This is a genomic window from Streptomyces sp. NPDC107575, from assembly GCF_055657265.1.
The window spans coordinates 1171382-1190618 of sequence record NZ_JBVKBG010000003.1 but is presented as its reverse complement, the minus strand read 5'-3'; the positions used below and the strand labels follow the sequence as shown (position 1 = coordinate 1190618).

14 protein-coding genes, 1 tRNA gene and 1 pseudogene are annotated in these 19237 nt (G+C 69.6%); 5 read left to right on the top strand and 11 right to left on the bottom strand.

Features of this window, described 5'->3' with window-relative positions; genetic code table 11:
- The first annotated feature begins 23 nt into the window (after positions 1-23).
- Positions 24-896, top strand: coding sequence for a spermidine synthase (locus ACZ7L4_RS18530; RefSeq protein WP_472103709.1), 873 nt, complete (start codon positions 24-26; stop codon positions 894-896).
- Between the two features lie 151 nt (positions 897-1047).
- On the opposite strand, the gene ACZ7L4_RS18525 is transcribed toward ACZ7L4_RS18530, so the two are convergent.
- Positions 1048-1605 carry a hypothetical protein gene (locus ACZ7L4_RS18525; RefSeq protein WP_472103707.1) on the bottom strand — a complete coding sequence of 186 codons (558 nt, stop codon included), beginning with the start codon at positions 1603-1605 and terminating at the stop codon, positions 1048-1050.
- Between the two features lie 100 nt (positions 1606-1705).
- Here ACZ7L4_RS18525 and ACZ7L4_RS18520 point away from each other — a divergent pair, with 100 nt between their 5' ends.
- From ACZ7L4_RS18520 to ACZ7L4_RS18510, 3 genes and pseudogenes are all read left to right on the top strand, one after another.
- A complete protein-coding gene (locus ACZ7L4_RS18520) occupies positions 1706-2410 on the top strand; it encodes a response regulator transcription factor (protein ID WP_385760097.1) in 705 nt (234 codons plus the stop codon).
- Positions 2407-3840, top strand: a complete 1434-nt coding sequence (locus tag ACZ7L4_RS18515) for a sensor histidine kinase (protein WP_472103706.1) — start codon at positions 2407-2409, stop codon at positions 3838-3840. The genes ACZ7L4_RS18520 and ACZ7L4_RS18515 overlap by 4 nt, the downstream gene beginning before the upstream one ends.
- 253 nt (positions 3841-4093) lie before the next feature.
- Positions 4094-4993: pseudogene (locus tag ACZ7L4_RS18510) on the top strand (chitinase); the annotation flags it as partial.
- Positions 4994-5002: 9 nt separating this feature from the next.
- Here the strand turns inward: ACZ7L4_RS18510 and ACZ7L4_RS18505 are convergent.
- The 7 genes from ACZ7L4_RS18505 to ACZ7L4_RS18475 all read right to left on the bottom strand — a co-directional run bounded on the left by ACZ7L4_RS18505 (position 5003) and on the right by ACZ7L4_RS18475 (position 15070).
- On the bottom strand, positions 5003-6655 hold the full coding sequence (locus ACZ7L4_RS18505) for a bifunctional aspartate transaminase/aspartate 4-decarboxylase (RefSeq protein ID WP_472103704.1): 1653 nt from the start codon (positions 6653-6655) through the stop codon (positions 5003-5005).
- A gap of 28 nt (positions 6656-6683) precedes the next feature.
- Positions 6684-8387 carry an aspartate-alanine antiporter gene (aspT, locus tag ACZ7L4_RS18500; protein WP_472103702.1) on the bottom strand — a complete coding sequence of 568 codons (1704 nt, stop codon included), beginning with the start codon at positions 8385-8387 and terminating at the stop codon, positions 6684-6686.
- 16 nt (positions 8388-8403) lie between these two features.
- Complete coding sequence (gene aspT, locus ACZ7L4_RS18495) at positions 8404-10080, bottom strand: aspartate-alanine antiporter (RefSeq protein ID WP_472103700.1); 1677 nt, start codon at positions 10078-10080, stop codon at positions 8404-8406.
- Between the two features lie 106 nt (positions 10081-10186).
- Positions 10187-11638 carry a GH1 family beta-glucosidase gene (locus ACZ7L4_RS18490; protein ID WP_472103698.1) on the bottom strand — a complete coding sequence of 484 codons (1452 nt, stop codon included), beginning with the start codon at positions 11636-11638 and terminating at the stop codon, positions 10187-10189.
- Between the two features lie 206 nt (positions 11639-11844).
- Positions 11845-12720: a carbohydrate ABC transporter permease gene (locus tag ACZ7L4_RS18485; RefSeq protein WP_472103696.1), complete on the bottom strand. Its 876-nt coding sequence runs from the start codon at positions 12718-12720 to the stop codon at positions 11845-11847.
- Entirely contained in the window at positions 12717-13748 is a 1032-nt protein-coding gene (locus tag ACZ7L4_RS18480) for a carbohydrate ABC transporter permease (RefSeq protein WP_472103695.1), read from the bottom strand. The genes ACZ7L4_RS18485 and ACZ7L4_RS18480 overlap by 4 nt, the downstream gene beginning before the upstream one ends.
- Entirely contained in the window at positions 13745-15070 is a 1326-nt protein-coding gene (locus tag ACZ7L4_RS18475) for an ABC transporter substrate-binding protein (RefSeq protein ID WP_472103693.1), read from the bottom strand. Before ACZ7L4_RS18475 ends, ACZ7L4_RS18480 begins: the two co-directional genes overlap by 4 nt.
- Positions 15071-15339: 269 nt before the next feature.
- Between ACZ7L4_RS18475 and ACZ7L4_RS18470 the strand changes: the two genes are divergently transcribed.
- A complete protein-coding gene (locus ACZ7L4_RS18470; RefSeq protein ID WP_472103691.1) occupies positions 15340-16395 on the top strand; it encodes a LacI family DNA-binding transcriptional regulator in 1056 nt (351 codons plus the stop codon).
- 82 nt (positions 16396-16477) lie between these two features.
- On the opposite strand, the gene ACZ7L4_RS18465 is transcribed toward ACZ7L4_RS18470, so the two are convergent.
- From ACZ7L4_RS18465 to ACZ7L4_RS18455, 3 genes are all read right to left on the bottom strand, one after another.
- Positions 16478-16550: transfer RNA gene (locus tag ACZ7L4_RS18465), tRNA-His, on the bottom strand.
- Between the two features lie 122 nt (positions 16551-16672).
- Positions 16673-17275 (bottom strand): oligoribonuclease, encoded by a 603-nt coding sequence (gene orn, locus ACZ7L4_RS18460; protein ID WP_385760069.1) that lies wholly within the window; start codon positions 17273-17275, stop codon positions 16673-16675.
- Between the two features lie 79 nt (positions 17276-17354).
- Positions 17355-18563: a GlxA family transcriptional regulator gene (locus tag ACZ7L4_RS18455; RefSeq protein ID WP_472103689.1), complete on the bottom strand. Its 1209-nt coding sequence runs from the start codon at positions 18561-18563 to the stop codon at positions 17355-17357.
- Positions 18564-19237 lie beyond the last annotated feature (674 nt).

The window sequence follows — 19237 nt, the reverse complement described above, 5'->3', positions numbered from 1 at the left end:
GCGCGGCCGTCGATAATGGCCGAATGGCAAGGTCACGAGGGAGTCAGGGGCGCGGGCGCGCGGGGCGGGAAGCCGTGGTCGAGGAGGTCGACGGCGGGCTCGCCGAGCTGGTGCCCGACCGGGACAGGCCGGCCGGCTGGACGCTGCTCGTGGACGGGGCGCCGCAGTCCCACGTGGACCTCGACGACCCGTCGCATCTGTCCTTCGAGTACCAGCGGCGGATCGGGCACGTCATCGATCTGGCCGCCGAGCGGGGGCGGCCCGTGCAGGCCGTGCACCTCGGCGGCGGGGCGTTCACGCTGGCGCGGTACGTCGCCGCGACCCGGCCGCGGTCCACGCAGCAGGTCGTGGAACGCGACGGGGCGCTGGTCCAACTCGTGCGTTCCACGCTGCCGTTGGATCCGGGGCAGCGGATTCGGGTGCGGACGGCCGACGCGCGGGAGGCGCTGGCCAAGCTGCCCGACGACTGGGCCGATGTGCTCGTGGCCGACGTGTTCAGTGGGGCGCGGACGCCGGGGCATCTCACCAGTACGGAGTTCCTGACCGAGGTGCGGCGGGTGCTGCGGCCCACGGGGACGTACGTCGCCAATGTCGCGGACGGGCCGCCGCTCGCGTATTTGCGGGGGCAGATCGCCACGGCGGCGGCCGTCTTTCCCGAGCTCGCGCTTGTCGCGGATCCGACGGTGCTGAGGGGGAAGCGGTTCGGGAACGCGGTGCTTGTCGCGTCCGCGGGGGTGTTGGACGTGGGTGAGCTGACCCGGCGGGCGGCGGGGGATTCGCATCCGGGGCGGGTTGAGCACGGTAAGGCGCTTTTGGATTTTGCGGGTGGGGCGGTTGCGGTGGGTGATGCCTCGGCGAAGGCGTCTCCGGCGCCGCCGCCATCTGTGTTTCGGTAGTCGTTGCCTACGTCGCGGGGCTCTGCCCCGGGCCCCGCGCCTCAATCGCCGGCGGGGCTTGAAAATCCGCGTTCCGATCGCCGACGAGGGCGAAAAGATCGGGGCGCTGCCCCGTACCCCGCTGCTCAATCGCCGCAGGGGCTTGATCGGGTCAGTAGTTGGCGATTTCTACCGTTGGTTCGTGGTCGTGCCAGGTGCAGAAGGCTGAGACCTTCTTGGCGCCCGAGGTGAATTCGACGCGGATCCACGTGGGCTGTTTCCAGACCTGGACCGACCAGCCGGCCGCCGGGGTCGCGGAGACGAGGGTCGCGGACGTCTTCTGGAGGTCGAAGACGGCGCGGCCGCCGGCCGTCGCGTAGCTCTTGACGGAGCCGGAGGACGGTGGGGCCGGGGACGTCGTGCGCGGGGTGGGCGTGGGCTTCGGGGAGTGGGAGGTGCGGCTCGGGGACGCCGAGGGGGCGGAGGTCGACGCCGACGGTTCCGGGCGGTGGGTCGAGGATGAGACCGGGGGCTTCGCGGTCGGTTCCTCCTGGGTCGCCGCGACGGGGAGCGCCTGCGGCGGGTCGTACACCGTGCCCGCCATCACCGTGTGCACGCCCCACCACGACAGCGTCACCGCCGCCCCGGTCGCGAGCAGCCACGCCGCCCCGTGCACCAACCGCCGTCGGGCGGGGTGCGGGCTGCGCGGCGTTCCGGGGGTCTCGTGCATCGCGGGCCATACTGCACCACACCCGCCCCGGCTGTCCCGCGAGGCCCGCGACCACCCGAAAGAGACCCGGGAACCGTCGGATGGCGTACGGTGCCGTCCCATGGCAAGTGTGCTCGTGGTCGAGGACGACCAGTTCGTACGCTCAGCCCTCATCCGGCACCTGACCGACGCCGCGCACACCGTGCGCAGCGTCGGCACGGCTCTGGAGGCGCTGCGCGAGGTCGCCCATCTCCGGTTCGACGTGGTGATCCTGGATCTTGGCCTGCCCGATCTCGACGGGGCCGAGGCCCTGAAGATGCTGCGGGGGATCACCGACGTACCCGTGATCATCGCCACGGCCCGGGACGACGAGGCCGAGATCGTGCGGCTGCTCAACGACGGTGCCGACGACTATCTGACGAAGCCGTTCTCGCCCGAGCACCTGTCCGCGCGGATGGCCGCCGTGCTGCGCCGCTCGCGGGGGAACACCGGCGCCGAGCCGCCCTCGCGGGTGATCCGGGTCGGCGGGCTCGCCATCGATCCGCTGCGGCGGCAGGCCGAGCTGGACGGGGCGCCGCTGGATCTCACACGGCGCGAGTTCGACCTGCTGACCTTCCTCGCCGGGCGGCCCGGCGTGGTCGTCGCCCGCAAGGAACTGCTCGCCGAGGTGTGGCAGCAGTCGTACGGGGACGATCAGACCATCGATGTGCATTTGTCGTGGTTGCGGAGGAAGTTGGGGGAGACTGCCGCGCGGCCTCGGTATCTGCACACCCTGCGCGGTGTCGGGGTGAAGTTGGAGCCCCCTCGGGCGGAGCCGCCCGCATGAGGTGGGCGCTCGTCAAGGTGTGTCTCGCCGTCACGACGATGGTCGTGGTCGCCTTCGCCGTACCGCTCGGCCTCGTGATCAAGGAGATGGCGCGGGACCGGGCCTTCTCGAACGCCGAGCGGACCGCCGCCGCCATCGGCCCCACCCTCTCCATCACCACCGACCGCGACCAGCTCGACCGCGCCCTCGCCACCGCGCAGACCGGCGGCGAGGACCGCATGTCCGTGTACGTGCCGGCCGGTGGCGGGCATGAGGAGATCCGGCTCGGGGAGCAGCGGGTCGGCCGGGACCGGCTCGACATCCGGCAGGCCACCGTCGTGGACGTGCCGGGCGGCTCGGTGTGGCTGCAGCCCATCGCGGTGAGCACCGGCAAGATCGCCGTCGTCGAGGTGTACGTGCCCCAGGACGAGGTCACCAACGGTGTGACGACCGCGTGGGTCGTGCTCGGCGGCGTCGGCATCGCGCTGATCATCGGCTCCGTCGCGGTCGCGGACCGGCTCGGCGGGCGGATGGTGCAGCCGGCCCAGCGGCTCGTGGGGGCCGCGCACGACCTGGGGGACGGGAAGCTCGGGGCGCGGGTGCCCGAGGACGGGCCGACCGAACTGCGGCTCGCCGCCGTGGCGTTCAACTCCATGGCCGATCAGGTGGTGCAACTGCTCGCCAACGAGCGGGAGTTGGCCGCCGATCTCTCGCACCGGCTGCGGACTCCGCTGACCGTGCTGCGGCTCAACGCCGCCTCGCTCGGCGACGGGCCCGCCGCCGAGCAGACCCGGGCTGCCGTGGAGCAGCTGGAGCACGAGGTCGACACCATCATCCGGACGGCCAGGGACGCCAAGCCGCAGACCGCCGCCGCGGGGCCCGGGGCCGGCTGTGACGCCGCCGAGGTGATCCGCGAGCGCATGGACTTCTGGTCGGCGCTCGCCGAGGACGAGGGCCGCAAGGTGCGGGTCGCCGGGGTCGACCGCCCCGTACGCATCCCGGTGGCGCGCGGCGAGCTGGCGGCGGCGCTCGACGCGCTGCTCGGCAACGTGTTCCGGCACACCCCGGAGGGCACGGCGTTCGCGGTCGACGTGCACCGGGCGGACGGCGCGGTCATCGTGCTCGTCTCCGACGCGGGGCCCGGGATCGCCGACCCGGAGGCCGCGCTCGCCCGCGGCACGGAGGGCGTCGAGGTCGGCTCGACCGGGCTCGGCCTGGACATCGTGCGCCGGGTCGCCGAGTCCACCGGCGGCGACGTGCGCATCGGCTCGTCCGTGCTCGGCGGCACCGAGGTGCGGATCTGGCTCCAGCTGGAGGGGTACCGGCCGGTCGCGGGGCGCCGCGGACACGGGCGGCGCGGCCGGGACCGAAAGGGCGGGAACGGCAGCCGAAAGAAGTCGGTCGTGCACGGATTGGTATCGACCTTTAACCGGTCCCGATCCCTCACTTAAGCCAACCCTAAGATCCTCAACACCCTTCCCTGTTGCCCGAATTGCCGGGTTGCGGATCGCTAGCGTGCTGCCGCGCCCCACCTCCTCGTGGGCGCACCCACCCCCCACGTAGACCTAAGGCAGGCACGCGATGAGCAGCAGCACGCACCGGCGCAGGATCAGCGGCAGGAAGAAGGCGGTGGGCGGTGTCGTGGCCGCCGCGCTCGTGGGCGGCGGCGCCTTCCTCTTCGCCTCCGGCGCGTCCGCCGAAGTGACCGACGCGGGCGCGGCGTTCGCCCCGTACGTCGACACCTCGCTCCAGCCGAAGTTCGACCTGGTCGGCTCCTCCAAGGCCACCGGCGTCAAGGAGTACAACCTCGCCTTCATCACCTCCGGCGGCGACTGCGCGCCGAAGTGGGGCGGCGTCACCGACGTCGGCAGCGACGAAGTCGCCGCGCAGATCGGCGACTTGAGGTCGGCGGGCGGCGACGTACGGGTCTCGTTCGGCGGCGCGAGCGGCACCGAGCTTGCGCAGGCCTGCTCCTCGGCCTCCGATCTGGCGGCGGCGTACCAGAAGGTCATCGACCAGTTCGACCTCACCAAGGTCGACTTCGACATCGAGGGCGGCGCGCTGCCCGACACGGCGGCCAACACCGAGCGCGCCGAGGCGATCGCGACGTTGCAGAAGGACAACCCCGGCCTGAACGTCTCGGTCACCCTGCCGGTGATGCCCGAGGGGCTCACCCAGGACGGCGTGAACTTCCTGAAGAACGCCAAGGACAACGGCGCCTCGCCCGACCTCGTCAACATCATGGCGATGGACTACGGGGCCTCGTACAGCGGCGACATGGGCGACTACGCCGAGCAGGCGGCGACCGCCACGCAGGCGCAGGTGAAGTCGGCGCTCGGCCTGTCGGACGCGGACGCCTGGAAGGCCGTCGCGATCACTCCGATGATCGGCGTCAACGACGTCTCGACGGAGGTCTTCAAGGTCGAGGACGCCACGCAGCTCGTCTCCTTCGCCAAGGAGAAGGGCCTCGGCGGCCTGTCCATGTGGTCGGCGACCCGCGACAAGGCCTGCGAGGGCGGGGCCTCCAACTCGGCGCAGCCGACGTGCAGTTCGATCGAGCAGGAGGCGAACGCCTTCCAGAAGGCGTTCGCCTCGTTCAACTGACCTCTGGGGTCACGCCTTTGAGGCCTGCCACTCCTCCGCGTAGTCGTTGAAGATGCCGCGCAGATGGTGGCCGATCTTCAGGTAGTCCAGATTGTCGAGGTTGGCCAGCGAGACGCGGACCGACCACTCGGGGCCCTCGAAGCCGCCGCCGTTGAGGAGCACCACGCCGGTCTGCTGGGCGAGCCGGAACAGGGCGTCGACCGGCTCGTAGTTCTTCTCCAGGAACTGGGCGAACGACGTGCCGTGGACGCGCTCGGCCTCGGCGAGGAGGTCCAGCTCGATGTAGTAGGCGGCCCGGTACGGATCCTCGTGGATCTTCATCTGGGCGCCTTCGAGGAGCAGGTCGAGGCGCTGGTGGACGATGGAGCGGATCTTCTCCTTGTACGCCTGGCCCTCCTCCAGCATGTCGAACAGGGAGAAGAGCGTCATCATCACCTGCTGCGGCAGCGACAGGCCCGCCGTGTGGTTGAGCGCCACCTGCCGGGAGTCCGCGACGAGCCGGTCGATGAACCTGATCTTCTCCGGCTCCAGGGTCAGCGAGCCGTACCGCTTGTTGAGCCGGTCCTTCTCCTCCTGCGGCAGCTGGGCGATCCGCTCGTCGATGATGTTGTCGTCGTGCAGCCCGATCACGCCGAGCCGCCAGCCCGTGCACCCGTAGTGCTTCGAGTACGAGTAGACGAGCAGGGTGTTGCGCGGCAGGTCGGCGGCGATCGAGCGGAAGCCCTCGACGAACGTGCCGTACACGTCATCGGTGACGAGCAGCAGGTTCGGGTTCCGCGTCGCGACGATCTCCTTGATCTGGTTCGCGACCCGGGTGCTCAGCGCGAGCGACGGCGGGTTGGAGGGGTTCACCAGGCAGACGAGCTTGATCTCCGGGTCCGCCAGCTTGGCGACCTCCTCCTCCGGGTACCGCCACTCGCGCACGCCCGTCTCGGCGAACTTGCTGGCCGAGATGTACGTGACGTCGAACTCGTAGGTGTCGAGCTCGGGGATCTCGATGTACGGGGTGAAGACCGGGACCATCAGGGCGATCTTGTCGCCCTTCTTCAGCAGCCCGTTCTGCATGAGGGAGTCGAAGATGTAGCACATGGCCGCCGTGCCGCCCTCGGTGGCGAACAGCGACAGGTTGTTGTCCGCGGGCGCCTTCTTGTCGAACATCTCGTCCGCGAGATAGCCGCGCACCACCTGCTCGCCGTGGGCCAGCATCCGGTCGGGGACCGGGTAGTTGTCGCCCGTGATGCCGTCGGTCAGCTCGTGCACCCACTCGTCCTTGTCGAACCCGAAGCGCTGGATGCCGTGCTGGACGCACTGCGCGAGGAGTTCGATGCCCGGCAGGTCCGGGTGGCGGCGCACGAACGTGTCGAAGCGCTCGTACGCGCCCTGCTTCTCCGGCATCCCGCCGAGGTTGTCGGCGGTCCACACGCGCCGCGACTCCTCCAGGGCGAAGTAGCCGAGCGCGTAGAACGCCTCGCGGGGGCCCGTGGCGATCCAGTTCGGGTTGCCGCGGCCCGCGTTGAGCATCTGGCGGCTGGACTTCTCCTTCTGGCCCGGCTTGTCGGCCTGCGCCTGCTCGGCGAGGTCGATGAAGATGTTCTTCAGCTCGAAGGGGGAGAGCTGGGCGTACTGCTGGATCTCTTCGCGCGTGAACGTCGTCTTGGTCATCTGCGGTCCTTAAGTGCGGTGCGGGGGCTCAGTGTTGGAGGAGGACGATCACGGCACCCCAGATGGTGAGGAGCACGTTGCCGACGGCGTACGGGATCGTGTAGCCGAGGGTCGGCACCTGGGAGCGGGAGGACTCGTTGATCGCGCCGATCGCCGCGGTGGTGGTCTGGCCGCCGGCGAGTACGCCCATCAGGATCGGGAAGCGGATCTTCTGCACGTAGTGGCCGAACAGGAAGCCGATGATCAGTGGGACGACGGTGGCGACCGCGCCGAACACCAGCAGGCCCCAGCCGGCGTCGGAGAGCCCCGAGGTGAAGCTCGGGCCCGCGTTGATGCCGACGATGGCGACGAACATGCACAGGCCGAGCGTGTCCATGAACCACTGGGCGCCGGGCGGGACGTTGCCGTACGTCGGGTACTTGCCGCGGATCCAGCCGAAGACGAGGCCCATGATGAGCGCGCCGCCCGAGGTGGACAGCGAGATCGGGACGCCGGAGACGGTCAGCGCGGGGATGCCGATGCAGCCGCCGAGGAAGATGCCGAGCCCGACCCAGATCATGTCGGTGGCGAACGAGGTCGGCACCGGCTTGCCGAGCGCCGCGCCCGCGGGGTCGACGAGCCGCTTGGGTCCGGTGAGTACGAGGGTGTCCCCGCGCTCGACCTTCGAGGAGAGGCGGTACGGGAACTCGGCACCGGACCGGTAGATCTTGTCGATGTAGACGCCGACCATGAACGGCTCGCGGCGCAACTCCGCGACGGTCCGGCCCAGTTGGGCCTTCTCGGACGCCACCACGTGCAGCGTCTCCGTCTCGTAGCCGAGCAGTTCGACGTCGTCGGTCTCCCCGCCGATGTGGGTGCGGGCGTCGTAGTCGACGAGCGAGCCGCGCAGGGCGCTCACCGCGACGATGTCGCCCTCGCGGAGCACGGTCTGCTGGGTGTGGTCGAGGATCCTGCCGTCGCGGCGCACCCGCGTCAGGTAGATGCGGTGGCCGAGCTCCTTCTGCTGGTTCTCGAAGTCGTCGATGGTGCGGCCGACGATGTCGGGGCGTTCGATGGTGTACGCCCGCAGCACCACCTCGTAGTAGCCCTCGGCGAGGTCCGGGTCGTTGTCGGGGGCGTCCAGCTCCTTGGCCATCTGGGCAGATTCGGCGGCGAGGTCCTTCTTGTAGAGCCTCGGCAGGATGTTGGCGAGCAGCATCGCGCACAGGATGGTGCCGAGCGGATACGTCACCGCGTAGCCGATCGCGACGAGGTTCTCCTCGTGCTTGGCCGCCCCGGAGGACAGACCCGGCAGGGTGCCGATGGCGTCCTGCGCGACACCGATCACGGCGGACTGGGTGAGCGCGCCGCCGAGCAGCCCGGCCGAGAGCCCGGGGCCGTAGCCGAGCATCGCGGCGAAGACCCAGCAGATCAGCAGGCCGGAGACGCACACCACGACGGCGTTGAGGACCTGCGGCAGGCCGTCCGTCCTGAGGCCGCGGAAGAACTGCGGGCCGACCTTGTAGCCGAGGGCGAACAGAAACATGATGAAGAACAGGCTCTTCACCGTGCCGTTGATCTCGACCTCGGTCCAGGCACCGAGCAGCAGGCCGGCGACGAGGCAGCCGGTGACGGCGCCGAGCGCGATGGCCTTGTAGCGGATCTTCCCGAGCAGGAAGCCGAAGGCGACCGTGATGAAGATCAGGAGTTCCGGATAGGGCTGGAAGATGTTCCGGTTGAGGAAGTCGATCACGTGACGGGCCGTCCCCTCAGTTGCCGAGGATGCCGACGAGCACGGGGCCGGTCAGCGGGAGCAGGAAGTTCGAGAGGGCGTACGTGATCGTGTAGCCGAGCATCGGCACGGACGACTGCGCCACCTGGGTGACCGCGGTGATCGCGGGGGTCGAGCACTGCTGTCCCGCGATGGCGCCGATCAGGAGCGGTTTCTCGATCTTGAGCAGCTTGCGCCCGATGACCAGTGAGATCGTCGCGGGGATCAGTACCATGGCGATCCCGGCGAACGGGAGCAGCGCCCCGTACTCCTTGATCAGCGGCCAGGCCTGCGGCCCGGAGACGAGGCCCGTGCAGGCGATGAAGACCGCGAGCCCCATGTCCTTGATGGTCGAGGCGGCCTGCGGCGGGAACGCGCCGAAGGTCTGCGAGCGCGAGCGGAACCAGCCGAAGAGCAGCCCGGAGATCAGACAGCCGCCGCCGGTGCCGAGCGACATCGGGATGTCGCCGAACTTGACGACGACCTGCCCGAGCAGCGAACCGGCCGCGATGCCGAGCCCCAGATAGATGAAGTCGGTGGCGTCGTTCTTGACCACGGAGCCGATCCGGGCGACCAGCTTGTTCAGGCCGGAGCGGGCGCCCACCAGGGTCAGCACGTCGCCGCGGTGCAGCACGGTGTCCCCGTTGGCGGGCATGTCCTGGTCGCCGCGGGTGATGTCCGTGACGTAGACGCCGTCCTGGTAGAACTCGGGGTAGGCCTTCTGCACCTCGTCGATGGACTTCCCGTCCAGCGTCTTGTCGGTGACCGACACCTCGCGGGAGGCGAGCGGCGAGTCGAGCCCCGGGACGCCCGGCGTCTCCGGGCCGATCAGCCGGCCCGCGTCGATCACGTTCGCCCGGCGGCCGACCAGGAGCACCAGGTCGGAGAGGGTGAGTTCGAGTCCGGGCGCGACGTCGAGGACCTTGCTGCCGCGCTTGACGGCCTCGACGGTGACCCGCTCGCCGAGCGAGGACCGCAGGTCGCCGACCGTACGGCCGTCGGCGGTCGTCACCAGGTACGTACGGCCCACCATGCCCGGCAGGGCGGGGCGCTCGTCCGCCTCCAGGCTGCCGCGGCTGCGCGTGCGCTCCCACAGCTCGCGGGCGGCGTCGCGCAGGTTGATGCGCATCATCATCGGCATGATCTGGCTCGTGTAGAGCACGATCGTGATCAGGCCGAAGAGATAGCAGACCGTGTACGCGGTGGCGACGTTGCCCTGGTACTCGGTGATCTGGGCGGCGGTCAGATCGCTGAGCTTGCCGATGGACTCGGTGGCGGTGCCGACCACGGCGGACTCGGTGGCGGCGCCGGCCAGGATGCCGGAGGCCGTGCCGACGTCCAGGTCGAACCAGCTCGCGAGGCCGAGCGCGATGCCGATGACACAGACCAGCTCGATGCCGCACAGCACGAAGAAGCGCAGGCTCTTCTTGTTGAGGTTGCGGAAGAACTGCGGCCCGGCCATGTAGCCGAGCGCGAAGATGAACAGCGCGAAGAACACGGTCTTCACGTCGTCGGAGACATGGGCCTTGGTCCAGGCCCCGAGCAGCAGCGAGACGATCAGCGTCCCGCAGATGCCGCCCAGCGTCAGCGGCCCCACGCGCAGCTTCCCCACGAGGTAGCCGAGCGCGAGGCTCACGAACAGGACGAGTTCCGGATGGTCCTTGAGCACACCCATGGCGCTTCAGGACCGCTCGTATAGGTAAGTATCGGGCATATGCGAAAAATAAGGGCCGATGCGCGCTGCTGCCACACAGCGCGCACCGGCCCTCCGCCCGCCGGGGTCAGGATTCGGCGGGCAGCCCCCCGGCTCGTGCCACCCGGGAGTACCAGGCGGCGCTGGACTTCGGGATGCGCTCCTGCGTCTCGTAGTCGACGTACACGGCGCCGAACCGCTTGCCGTATCCGTAGGCCCACTCGAAGTTGTCGAGCAGCGACCAGAGGAAGTAGCCGCGGACGTCGGCGCCCTGCTCGATGGCGGAGTGGACGGCCGCGAGGTGGCCGTGCAGATAGGCGATGCGGTCCGGGTCGTGCACCCGGCCCTCGGCGTCGACCACGTCCTCGTACGCCGCCCCGTTCTCGGTCACGTAGAGCGGGATGCCCGGGGCCTGCGCGGTGTGGTCGAGCAGCAGGTCGGTGAGGCCGGTCGGGTCCACGGGCCAGTTCATGGCGGTCAGTTCGCCGGGCGCGTGGTGGAAGGCGACGTCGTCGGCGGCCGGCCACGGCGTGTGCTCGCCCCCGCCGTGGCCGTCGAGACGGGGCCCCGTCCGGTCGGGGCCGGCGGCCGAGACGACGGCCGGCGTGTAGTAGTTCAGGCCGATGAAGTCGAGCGGCTGGTGGATCGCCGCGGTGTCCCCGTCCCGTACGAACGACCAGTCCGTGACGGCCGCCGTGTCGGTGATCAGGTCGCGCGGGTAGGCGCCCTTCAGCAGCGGCCCGGTGAAGACCCGGTTCGCCAGCGCGTCGATCCGGCGCCGGGCGTCCAGGTCGGCGGGGGCGTCGGTGAGCGCCCGGACGACACTCGGATTCAGACTGATGCCGATCTTGGCGCGGGCCGGCAGCACCTCCCGCAGGGCCGAACTGGCAAGACCGTGCCCGAGGTTGAGGTGGTGCGCCGCCCGCAGTGCCGCCGCCGGGTCGGTCCGCCCGGGGGCGTGCACCCCGGACCCGTACCCCAGAAAGGCGCTGCACCAGGGCTCGTTGAGGGTCACCCAGCTCTCGACGCGGTCACCGAGCGCCTCGCCGACGAGCCGCGCGTACTCCGCGAACCGGTAGGCGGTGTCCCGCTCGGGCCAGCCGCCCGCGTTCTCCAACTCCTGCGGCAGGTCCCAGTGGTAGAGCGTCACCACGGGCTTGATCCCATGGCCGAGCAGCTCGTCCACGAGCCCCCGGTAGAAGTCGAGCCCGCGCTGCACGGCGGGCCCGCGCCCGGTCGGCTGCACCCGCGGCCACGCCACGGAGAACCGGTACGCGGTGAGCCCCAGGTCGGCCATGAGCCGCACGTCGTCGCGCCACCGGTGGTAGTGGTCCACGGCGACGTCCCCGGTGTCCCCGTTCACCACCTTCCCCGGCGTATGACTGAACGTGTCCCAGATCGACGGCGTCCGCCCGTCCTCCCGCACGGCCCCCTCGATCTGATACGAGGCGGTGGCCGCCCCCCAAAGAAACCCAGCGGGAAACCGGGTACCGACGACCGCGTCGGCGAGCTCGGGGCTGCTGTTGTCGGTGGTGGTCATAGGAGCGCTCCCATAGGTAGTAATCATTCGGGCGGACGCATCGGCGGGCAGCCCCCATCAGCGGGGCTGCCAATCAGCGGGTGGGCCAATCAGCGGGCGGGCAAATCAAGCCCCTGCGGCGATTGAGCAGCGGGGCCCGGGGCAGAGCCCCGAGACGTAGGACCGGACGGGGCGCAACGAAAACACCCCGCCCACCCCGGCGGGCGCTAACCCTTGACCGCGCCCTGCATAATCCCGCCCACAATCTGCTTCCCGAACAGCAGAAACGCGACGAGCAACGGCAACGTCCCCAACAACGCCCCCGCCATGATCACCGAGTCGTCGGGGATGTACCCCGTCCCCAACGCGTTCAGCGCGACCTGCACCGTCGGGTTCTCCTGGGTGAGCGCGATGATCGGCCACAGGAAGTCGTTCCAGGCCATGACGAAGGTCAGCAGCCCGAGCACGGCCATCGCCGGCCGCGCCGCGGGAAAGACGACGTGCCACACGACCCGCAGGCTGCTCGCCCCGTCGACCCGCGCCGCCTCGATGAGCTCGGACGGCAGCGCCTGCACCAGGTACTGGCGCATGAAGAACGTGCCGAAGGCGGACACGAGCGTCGGCAGGATCACGGTCTGCAGATGGTTCGCCCACCCCAGATCCGTCATCCACAAGTACAGCGGTACGACGGCCAGTTGCGGCGGAATCATCATCGTGCCGATGGTCATCAGGAGCAGCGTCGTCGAGAACCGGAACTTCAGCTTGGCGAAGGCGAACCCGGCCAGCGTGGAGAACAGCACCGTGCCGACGGTGATGGCCGACGCGACGAGGATGGAGTTCCACATCGCCGTGCCGAGACCGGCCTGGTTCCAGGCGGTCTCCAGGTTCTTGAACAGGTTCCCGCCGATCCAGAACGGCGGCGGCGTCTGCGCGAGGCGCGCGTTGGTGCGCGAGGCCGCGACCACCGTCCACAGCAGCGGGGCGAGGGAGATCGCGGCGAACAGGGCGAGCGCGACGTACGTGACGGGTCCCGCGTGCAGCTGCTTGCCCGCGCCGAGCACCCGGCGGCGCTTCGGCCGCGTCACATCTTCGATGGTGGTCATTGGGACTTCCTCAGCCGGCGGGAGATCAGCATGTTGATCGCGGCGACGACCAGCAGGATCAGGAACATCGACCAGGCGATCGCGGACGCCTTGCCGAGGTTGCCGACGATCCAGCCCTGGTCGTACATGTAGAGGCCGATCGTCTGGTACTGGTGCTCGGACCCGCCCTTGGTGCCGCTGACCCCGCCGAACAGCAGGGGCTCACCGAAGAGTTGCATCGCGCCGATGGTGGAGACGACGACCGTGAACAGGATCGTCGGCCGCAGCATCGGAATGGTCACGTGCCGGAACTGCTGCCAGCGGTTGGCCCCGTCGAGCGCCGCCGATTCGTAGAGGTCGGCGGGGATGGCCTGCATCGCCGCCAGATAGATCAGCGCGTTGTACCCGGTCCACCGCCAGATCACGATCGAGGACACGGCGAGCTGCGACCCCCAGTCGGACTCCCGCCAGTTGATCTTGTCGAGCCCGATGGAGTCGAGGACCCAGTTGATCATCCCGCTGTCCGGGGCGAAGAGCATCACGAAGACGAGCGTCGCGGCGGCCACCGACGTGGCGTACGGGGTGAGCACGACGACCCGCCACACGACCGAGCCGCGCAGCCGGTAGTTGAGCATGTGGGCGAGCCAGATCGCCGCGATCAGCTGCGGCACCGTGGAGATCACGCCGATGGTGAGCGTGTTCTTCAGCGCGTTCCAGAAGAAGTCCGACTGGAACAGGTTGGTGTAGTTCTCCAGGCCCGCCCAGGTCTGGCCGTCCAGGTTCGACAGCTGCACGTTGTGCAGCGAGTACCAGGCGGTGTAGAGCAGCGGCACCAGCGAGAAGGCGCCGAAGATGAGGAAGAAGGGGGAGATGAACGCGTACGGGGACGCCTTCATGTCCCAGCGGTACAGCCGGCTGCGCCAGGAGTCGGCGCTCTTCGGCGTACCGCGACCCTGAGCGCCCCGGGCCGCGCCCGACTCCTTCGTGGAGTCGGACGCGGCGTCGGCGCTCGACGCGGTCTGCGCGAGAGCCTCGTTGGAGCTGGTCACTGGCCGAGCACGTCCTTGACCTCATTGGTGGCCGCGTCCCAGCCCTGCTTGGGCGACTTGCCCTTCTGCTCGACCTGGAGGATGCCGGTGTCGGTGATCGCGGTGTTGATCGGCTGGTCCTTGATGCCGAAGATCTGCACCGGGATGGTCTTCGCCGAGTCGGAGAAGATCTGCGTCAGCGGCGCGTCCGAGAAGTACGCCGTGGTGTCGGCCTTCGGCTTCAGGCTCGCGTACGCCGACGGGGTCGACGGGAAGCTGGCCTGCTTGGCGAAGACCTTCGCCTGCTGCTCGGGGGCGGTCAGCCACTTCGCGAGGGCGATGGCCTCCTTCTGGTGCTTGCTCGCCGTCGGCACGCCGATGAACGAGCCGCCCCAGTTGGCCGCGGTCGGCGCGGCCGCCACGTCCCACTTGCCCTTGCCGGAGTCACCGGACTTCTCCTGGATGTAGCCGATCATCCACGCCGGGCAGGCGACGGTGGCGAAGGTGCCGTTCGCGTAGCCCTGGTCCCACGGCTTGTCGAACTGCTTCAGCTTCGCCGACATGTTGGAGGTCGCCACCTCCATCGCCGCGTCCCAGGAGTCCTTCACACCCTGGGACTTGTCCCAGATGACCTTGCCGCTCTCGTCGTAGTAGCGGTCCTTCGCGCCGCCCAGCGCCGCGTTGTAGACCGACGAGGCGGAGTCCACGAACTTGGTGCCGCCCGGCGCCTTCTTCATGTAGTCCTTGCCGACGTCGACGTACTTCGCCCAGTCGCCCTTCCACATCTCGGCCAGCTTGTCCCGGTCGGTGGGCAGTCCGGCCTTCTTGAAGAGGTCCTTGCGGTAGCAGATCGCCATCGGGCCGACGTCGGTGCCGAGGCCGATCAGCTTGCCGTCCTTGGTGGTGGCCTGCTTGTTCTTCCAGTCCAGCCACTGCGACTTGTCGACCTCCTTGCCGAGGTCGACGAACTTGGCCGCCTGCGTCTGCACGGCCTCGGTGATGTTGCCGATCTCGATGGCCTGGATGTCGTCCGTGCCGGAGCCGGCCTGCAGGCGGGTGAGGGTCTTGGGCCAGTAGACGTCGGTCCTGGTGGTGACGTTCTCCTTGATGGTGATGTTCTTGTGCAGCTTCATGTACTCGTCGTAGAGCCCGGCCTGCTTGTAACCGAAGGTGCCGAAGGTGCCGACCGACAGCGTGGTCGAGCCCTTCTTGTCCCCGGAACCTCCGGCGCCCCCGGAGCCGCCGTCGTCGTCATCGCTCGCACAACCGGCAAGCAGCCCTGTGGCCAGGGCGGCGACGACCGCGAAGGTCATCGCGCGTCGGGACGTACGGGCACTGCGCATTGCGTCCTCCAAGTGCTCATGTGCTCTTGATGCTGAGACGTGCAGATCCCGGCCTGCTGCCAACTGCTGTACTGGGCCCGTTCGTTCACGTGCGGCTCGGGCGGGGAACGTGCGGCTTCTGTATGCGTCCAGTAGGGTGGGAGCGCTCCCACCCGTGATGAGTTGAAGGGTCGTCGCTCGGACCCGGGGTGTCAAGACACTCGGCGGCGACAAGTTCGTGCGGTTATCGGGCTGTTAGATTCCGCTCAAGATCTGGGGAGGTAGGAGTCATGGTGGCTCACGGCACGCACGGCAGGCGCCCGACCCTCGAGGAGGTCGCGGCCCGAGCGGGCGTCGGCCGGGGCACGGTCTCCCGCGTCATCAACGGATCGCCGCGGGTCAGCGACCGCACCCGCGCCGCGGTGGAGGAGGCGGTCGCCGAGCTCGGCTACGTACCGAACACGGCGGCCCGGGCCCTCGCGGCCAACCGCTCCGACTCCATAGCCGTGGTCGTCCCGGAGGCCGAGTCCCGGTTCTTCTCCGAGCCGTACTTCTCCGGCATGGTCGGCGGCGTCGGCCTCGCCCTCGCCGAGACCAACCTCCAGCTCCTGCTCACCTTCGCCCGCGGCGAGCGCGAGCAGGACCGGCTCGCCGCCTACCTCGCCGCCCACCGGGTCGACGGCGTCCTGCTGGTCTCGGTCCACTCCGACGACCCGCTCGCGGACCGCCTGATGCAGATGGACATCCCGACCGTGATCAGCGGCCCCCGCTCCGCGGACGAGCCGCTGCCCTCGGTCGACACGGACAACTACGCGGGCGCCCGCTCCGCCGTCGAGCACCTGGTCTCCCGGGGCCGCCGCTCCGTCGCGATCATCACGGGCCCGCTCGACGTGTACGGGGCCCAGCGCCGGCTCGTCGGTTACCAGGACGAGCTGGCCGAGGGCGGGCTCTCGTACGACGAGAAGCTGGTGGCGTACGGAGACTTCACGGAGGAGGGCGGCAGGCGCTGCATGGCGGAGCTGCTGGAGCGCAGCCCCGGCCTCGACGCGGTCTTCGCCTGCTCCGACCTGATGGCCTCCGGCGCCCGCCAGGTGCTGCGCGAGGCGGGCCGCCGCATCCCCGACGACGTCTCCCTGGTCGGCTTCGACGACTCGGTGATCGCCCGCCACATGGAGCCCGGCCTCACCAGCGTGCGCCAGCCCACCCGGGACATGGGCCGCGCGATGACGGAGCTGCTGCTCGACGAGATAGCGCTGGCCGCGGAGGGGAAGCGGTCGTCCGTCCGCCGGGGCACGCAGCGCCACCTGGTGCTTCCGACGGAGCTCGTGGTCCGCGCCTCGTCGTAGCCGCGGCCACGGGGGGACCGGTTCGCCCCCGGGAACGCCGAAGGCCCCAGTTCTCTCGAACCGGGGCCTTCGGACCCTTCAGGGTGAGTGACGGGACTTGAACCCGCGGCCACCTGGACCACAACCAGGTGCTCTACCAACTGAGCTACACCCACCATGTCCGGTCGTTTGTCTTTCTTCCGACCGGCCGAGAAAAAGTGTACAGGGTCCGAAGGGGTGCTCGCGCACACCTTTTCCCGAGCGGGCCCGGACCCCGTACACAGGGGTTTACGAGGGGTTACTCGGCAGGCAGGACGTACTTCGCCGCGATGGTCTTCGCGGTGTCCGAGTCGGGTCCGGGCTGCGGGACGAAGACCGCCTCGCGGTAGTAGCGCAGCTCGGCGATGGACTCGCGGATGTCGGCGAGCGCCCGGTGGTTGCCGTTCTTGTCCGGACTGTTGAAGTACGCCCTCGGGTACCAGCGCCTGGCGAGCTCCTTGACCGAGGACACATCGACGATCCGGTAGTGGAGGTAGTCCTCCAGCGTCGGCATGTCGCGCAGCAGGAATCCGCGGTCGGTACCGACCGAGTTCCCGCACAGCGGGGCCTTGCCCGCGTCCTTGACGTGCTCACGTACGTACGCCAGGACCTGCTCCTCGGCGTCCGCGAGCGTCGTGCCGCCCGCCAGCTCGTCGAGGAGGCCCGAGGCGGTGTGCATCGTGCGCACCACCTCGGGCATCTGTTCCAGGGCCTCGTCCGGCGGGCGGATCACGATGTCCACTCCGTCGCCGAGTACGTTCAGCTCCGAGTCGGTGACCAGTGCGGCCACCTCGATGAGCGCGTCGTTCGCCAGCGAGAGTCCGGTCATCTCGCAGTCGATCCACACCATGCGATCGTTCATGCGCCCAACCCTACGGGTCCGACCTTCTCACTGGCAGACGACGGGCGTCGGCTCCTGTGCCCGGTGCCGCGTCCCGGGGCTACGAAACCGTGCGCGGGCCCGGGAGTCCCGAGTGGCCCGTCGGCATCGAGGCCGCCGGCGGACCGAGCGCGTTCGCGGCAGCCGTGCGCCGCGACTGCGCGGGGACCGGTGCCCCCTCGCCGCCCGGCACACCCGTGAGCTCCACCGGCCTGTCGGGCTTCTCCGGCTTGCCCTGCCCCTCGCCCTGCTGCGGCCTGCGCGCCCGGTAGGCGGCCCGGTACGCGGCGGGCGACGAGCCGAGCTGGCGCCGGAAGTGCCCGCGCAGCGCGACGGGGGAGCGGAAGCCGCAGCGGCCCGCCACCTCGTCGACCGAGTAGTCGGAGGTCTCCAGGAGCCGCTGGGCCTGCAGCACCCGCTGCGTGATCAGCCACTGGAGCGGGGCGGACCCCGTCAGCGACCGGAAGCGGCGGTCGAAGGTGCGGCGGCTCATATAGGCGCGGGCGGCCAGCGTCTCCACGTCGAACTGTTCGTGTAAATGCTCCAGCGCCCAGGCGACGACCTCGGCCAGCGGGTCGGCGCCGATCTCCTCCGGCAGCGACCGGTCGAGATAGCGCTCCTGCCCGCCGCTGCGGCGGGGCGGGACCACCAGGCGGCGGGCGAGCGCCCCGGCCGCCTCGTTTCCGTGGTCCGTGCGCACGATGTGCAGGCACAGGTCTATACCGGCCGCCGTGCCGGCGCTCGTCAGTACGTCGCCGTCGTCCACGAAGAGCTCGCGCGGGTCCACATGGACCGACGGGTAGCGCTTGGCGAGCGTCGGCGCGTACATCCAGTGCGTGGTCGCCGGACGGCCGTCCAGCAGGCCCGCCGCGGCGAGCACGAAGGCTCCCGTGCACAGGCCGACGATGCGCGCGCCCTCCTCGTGGGCGCGGCGCAGGGCGTCCAGCGCCTCCTCCGGTGGCGGAGAAGTGATGGACCGCCAGGCGGGCACGACGACCGTGCCCGCTCGCGATATCGCCTCGAGCCCGTGCGGCGCGGTGAGCTCGAGTCCCCCCGTGGTCCTCAGGGGTCCCTCTTCGCCCGAGCACACGAGCAATCGATAGCGCGGAACTCCCGCGTCCTGTCGGTCGATCCCGAACACGGAGAGTGGAATGGAACTCTCGAAGATGGGTCCGCCGCTGAACAGCAGCACCGCGACGATCTCTCGTCGGCGGCGCCCCGACAGCTTGCGAGCCGCCGCCTCCGGCGCGGTGGTGGCGTCGTGGCTCATGCTGCTAAGCCCCCCTCGGTGATCCCGGCTCCCTCAATATTTTGACGGGTTGTTCGCTCCTGCACGTTTCCCCTCGGTGATGCACGAAGTCCCCCGCCGCCTTCAGATCAGACAGTCATGATCGAATCTACTGCGTCCCATGGTGCCGTCGTGACCAGTTAAGAACCTGACAGATTGTCGACATGGCAACTTGGCGTGAAGCATTCGATCACGAAGCGTCGCACTCAGGGGCGTTGCTGGGAAGTGGGCCTCAACTCCGTGGCCGGTCCCCGTAGGGCGGAAGCGCTTTTGGACGTGGTTTCCGCCCTGGTGACAAGGGGGTTGGGGGAGGCGGAACGCAAGGGAAGGCCCACTGGCCCAAGTTGGCTGAAAATTATCGGAGCGCCGCGTTGAAACCGGTCAGCCAACCGGCGTATCCCACCCGGCCCGGCGGCCGCCGTCCCGCGTTTGCGATCCGCTTCCGTCGCACTGAACACGATGCGCGCCGCATTGTTCACTGTGCAACTGTGCAGCCCCGCGTTCCGACTGGCGAAGGAGCAGCCGGCACGCCGCGGTGATCGCCGCGAGGCCCAGGGCCGCGCCGCCGGCGCCCGCGGCGGACGAGCCGTACCAGACGAGTACGAGCGGAACCAGGACACAGCTGAAGGCGGCCCAGCGGGCGGGCAGGGGTGTGT

What these genes read in the sequence shown, in the direction of transcription:
- ACZ7L4_RS18525 (WP_472103707.1), bottom strand. Translation starts at nt 1,605, where the DNA reads ATGCACGAGACCCCCGGAACGCCGCGCAGCCCGCACCCCGCCCGACGG.
- ACZ7L4_RS18455 (WP_472103689.1), bottom strand. Translation starts at nt 18,563, where the DNA reads ATGAGCCACGACGCCACCACCGCGCCGGAGGCGGCGGCTCGCAAGCTG.
- ACZ7L4_RS18505 (WP_472103704.1), bottom strand. Translation starts at nt 6,655, where the DNA reads ATGACCAAGACGACGTTCACGCGCGAAGAGATCCAGCAGTACGCCCAG.
- ACZ7L4_RS18530 (WP_472103709.1), top strand. Translation starts at nt 24, where the DNA reads ATGGCAAGGTCACGAGGGAGTCAGGGGCGCGGGCGCGCGGGGCGGGAA.
- ACZ7L4_RS18520 (WP_385760097.1), top strand. Translation starts at nt 1,706, where the DNA reads ATGGCAAGTGTGCTCGTGGTCGAGGACGACCAGTTCGTACGCTCAGCC.
- aspT (WP_472103700.1), bottom strand. Translation starts at nt 10,080, where the DNA reads ATGGGTGTGCTCAAGGACCATCCGGAACTCGTCCTGTTCGTGAGCCTC.
- ACZ7L4_RS18515 (WP_472103706.1), top strand. Translation starts at nt 2,407, where the DNA reads ATGAGGTGGGCGCTCGTCAAGGTGTGTCTCGCCGTCACGACGATGGTC.
- ACZ7L4_RS18475 (WP_472103693.1), bottom strand. Translation starts at nt 15,070, where the DNA reads ATGCGCAGTGCCCGTACGTCCCGACGCGCGATGACCTTCGCGGTCGTC.
- ACZ7L4_RS18470 (WP_472103691.1), top strand. Translation starts at nt 15,340, where the DNA reads ATGGTGGCTCACGGCACGCACGGCAGGCGCCCGACCCTCGAGGAGGTC.
- ACZ7L4_RS18490 (WP_472103698.1), bottom strand. Translation starts at nt 11,638, where the DNA reads ATGACCACCACCGACAACAGCAGCCCCGAGCTCGCCGACGCGGTCGTC.
- ACZ7L4_RS18485 (WP_472103696.1), bottom strand. Translation starts at nt 12,720, where the DNA reads ATGACCACCATCGAAGATGTGACGCGGCCGAAGCGCCGCCGGGTGCTC.
- orn (WP_385760069.1), bottom strand. Translation starts at nt 17,275, where the DNA reads ATGAACGATCGCATGGTGTGGATCGACTGCGAGATGACCGGACTCTCG.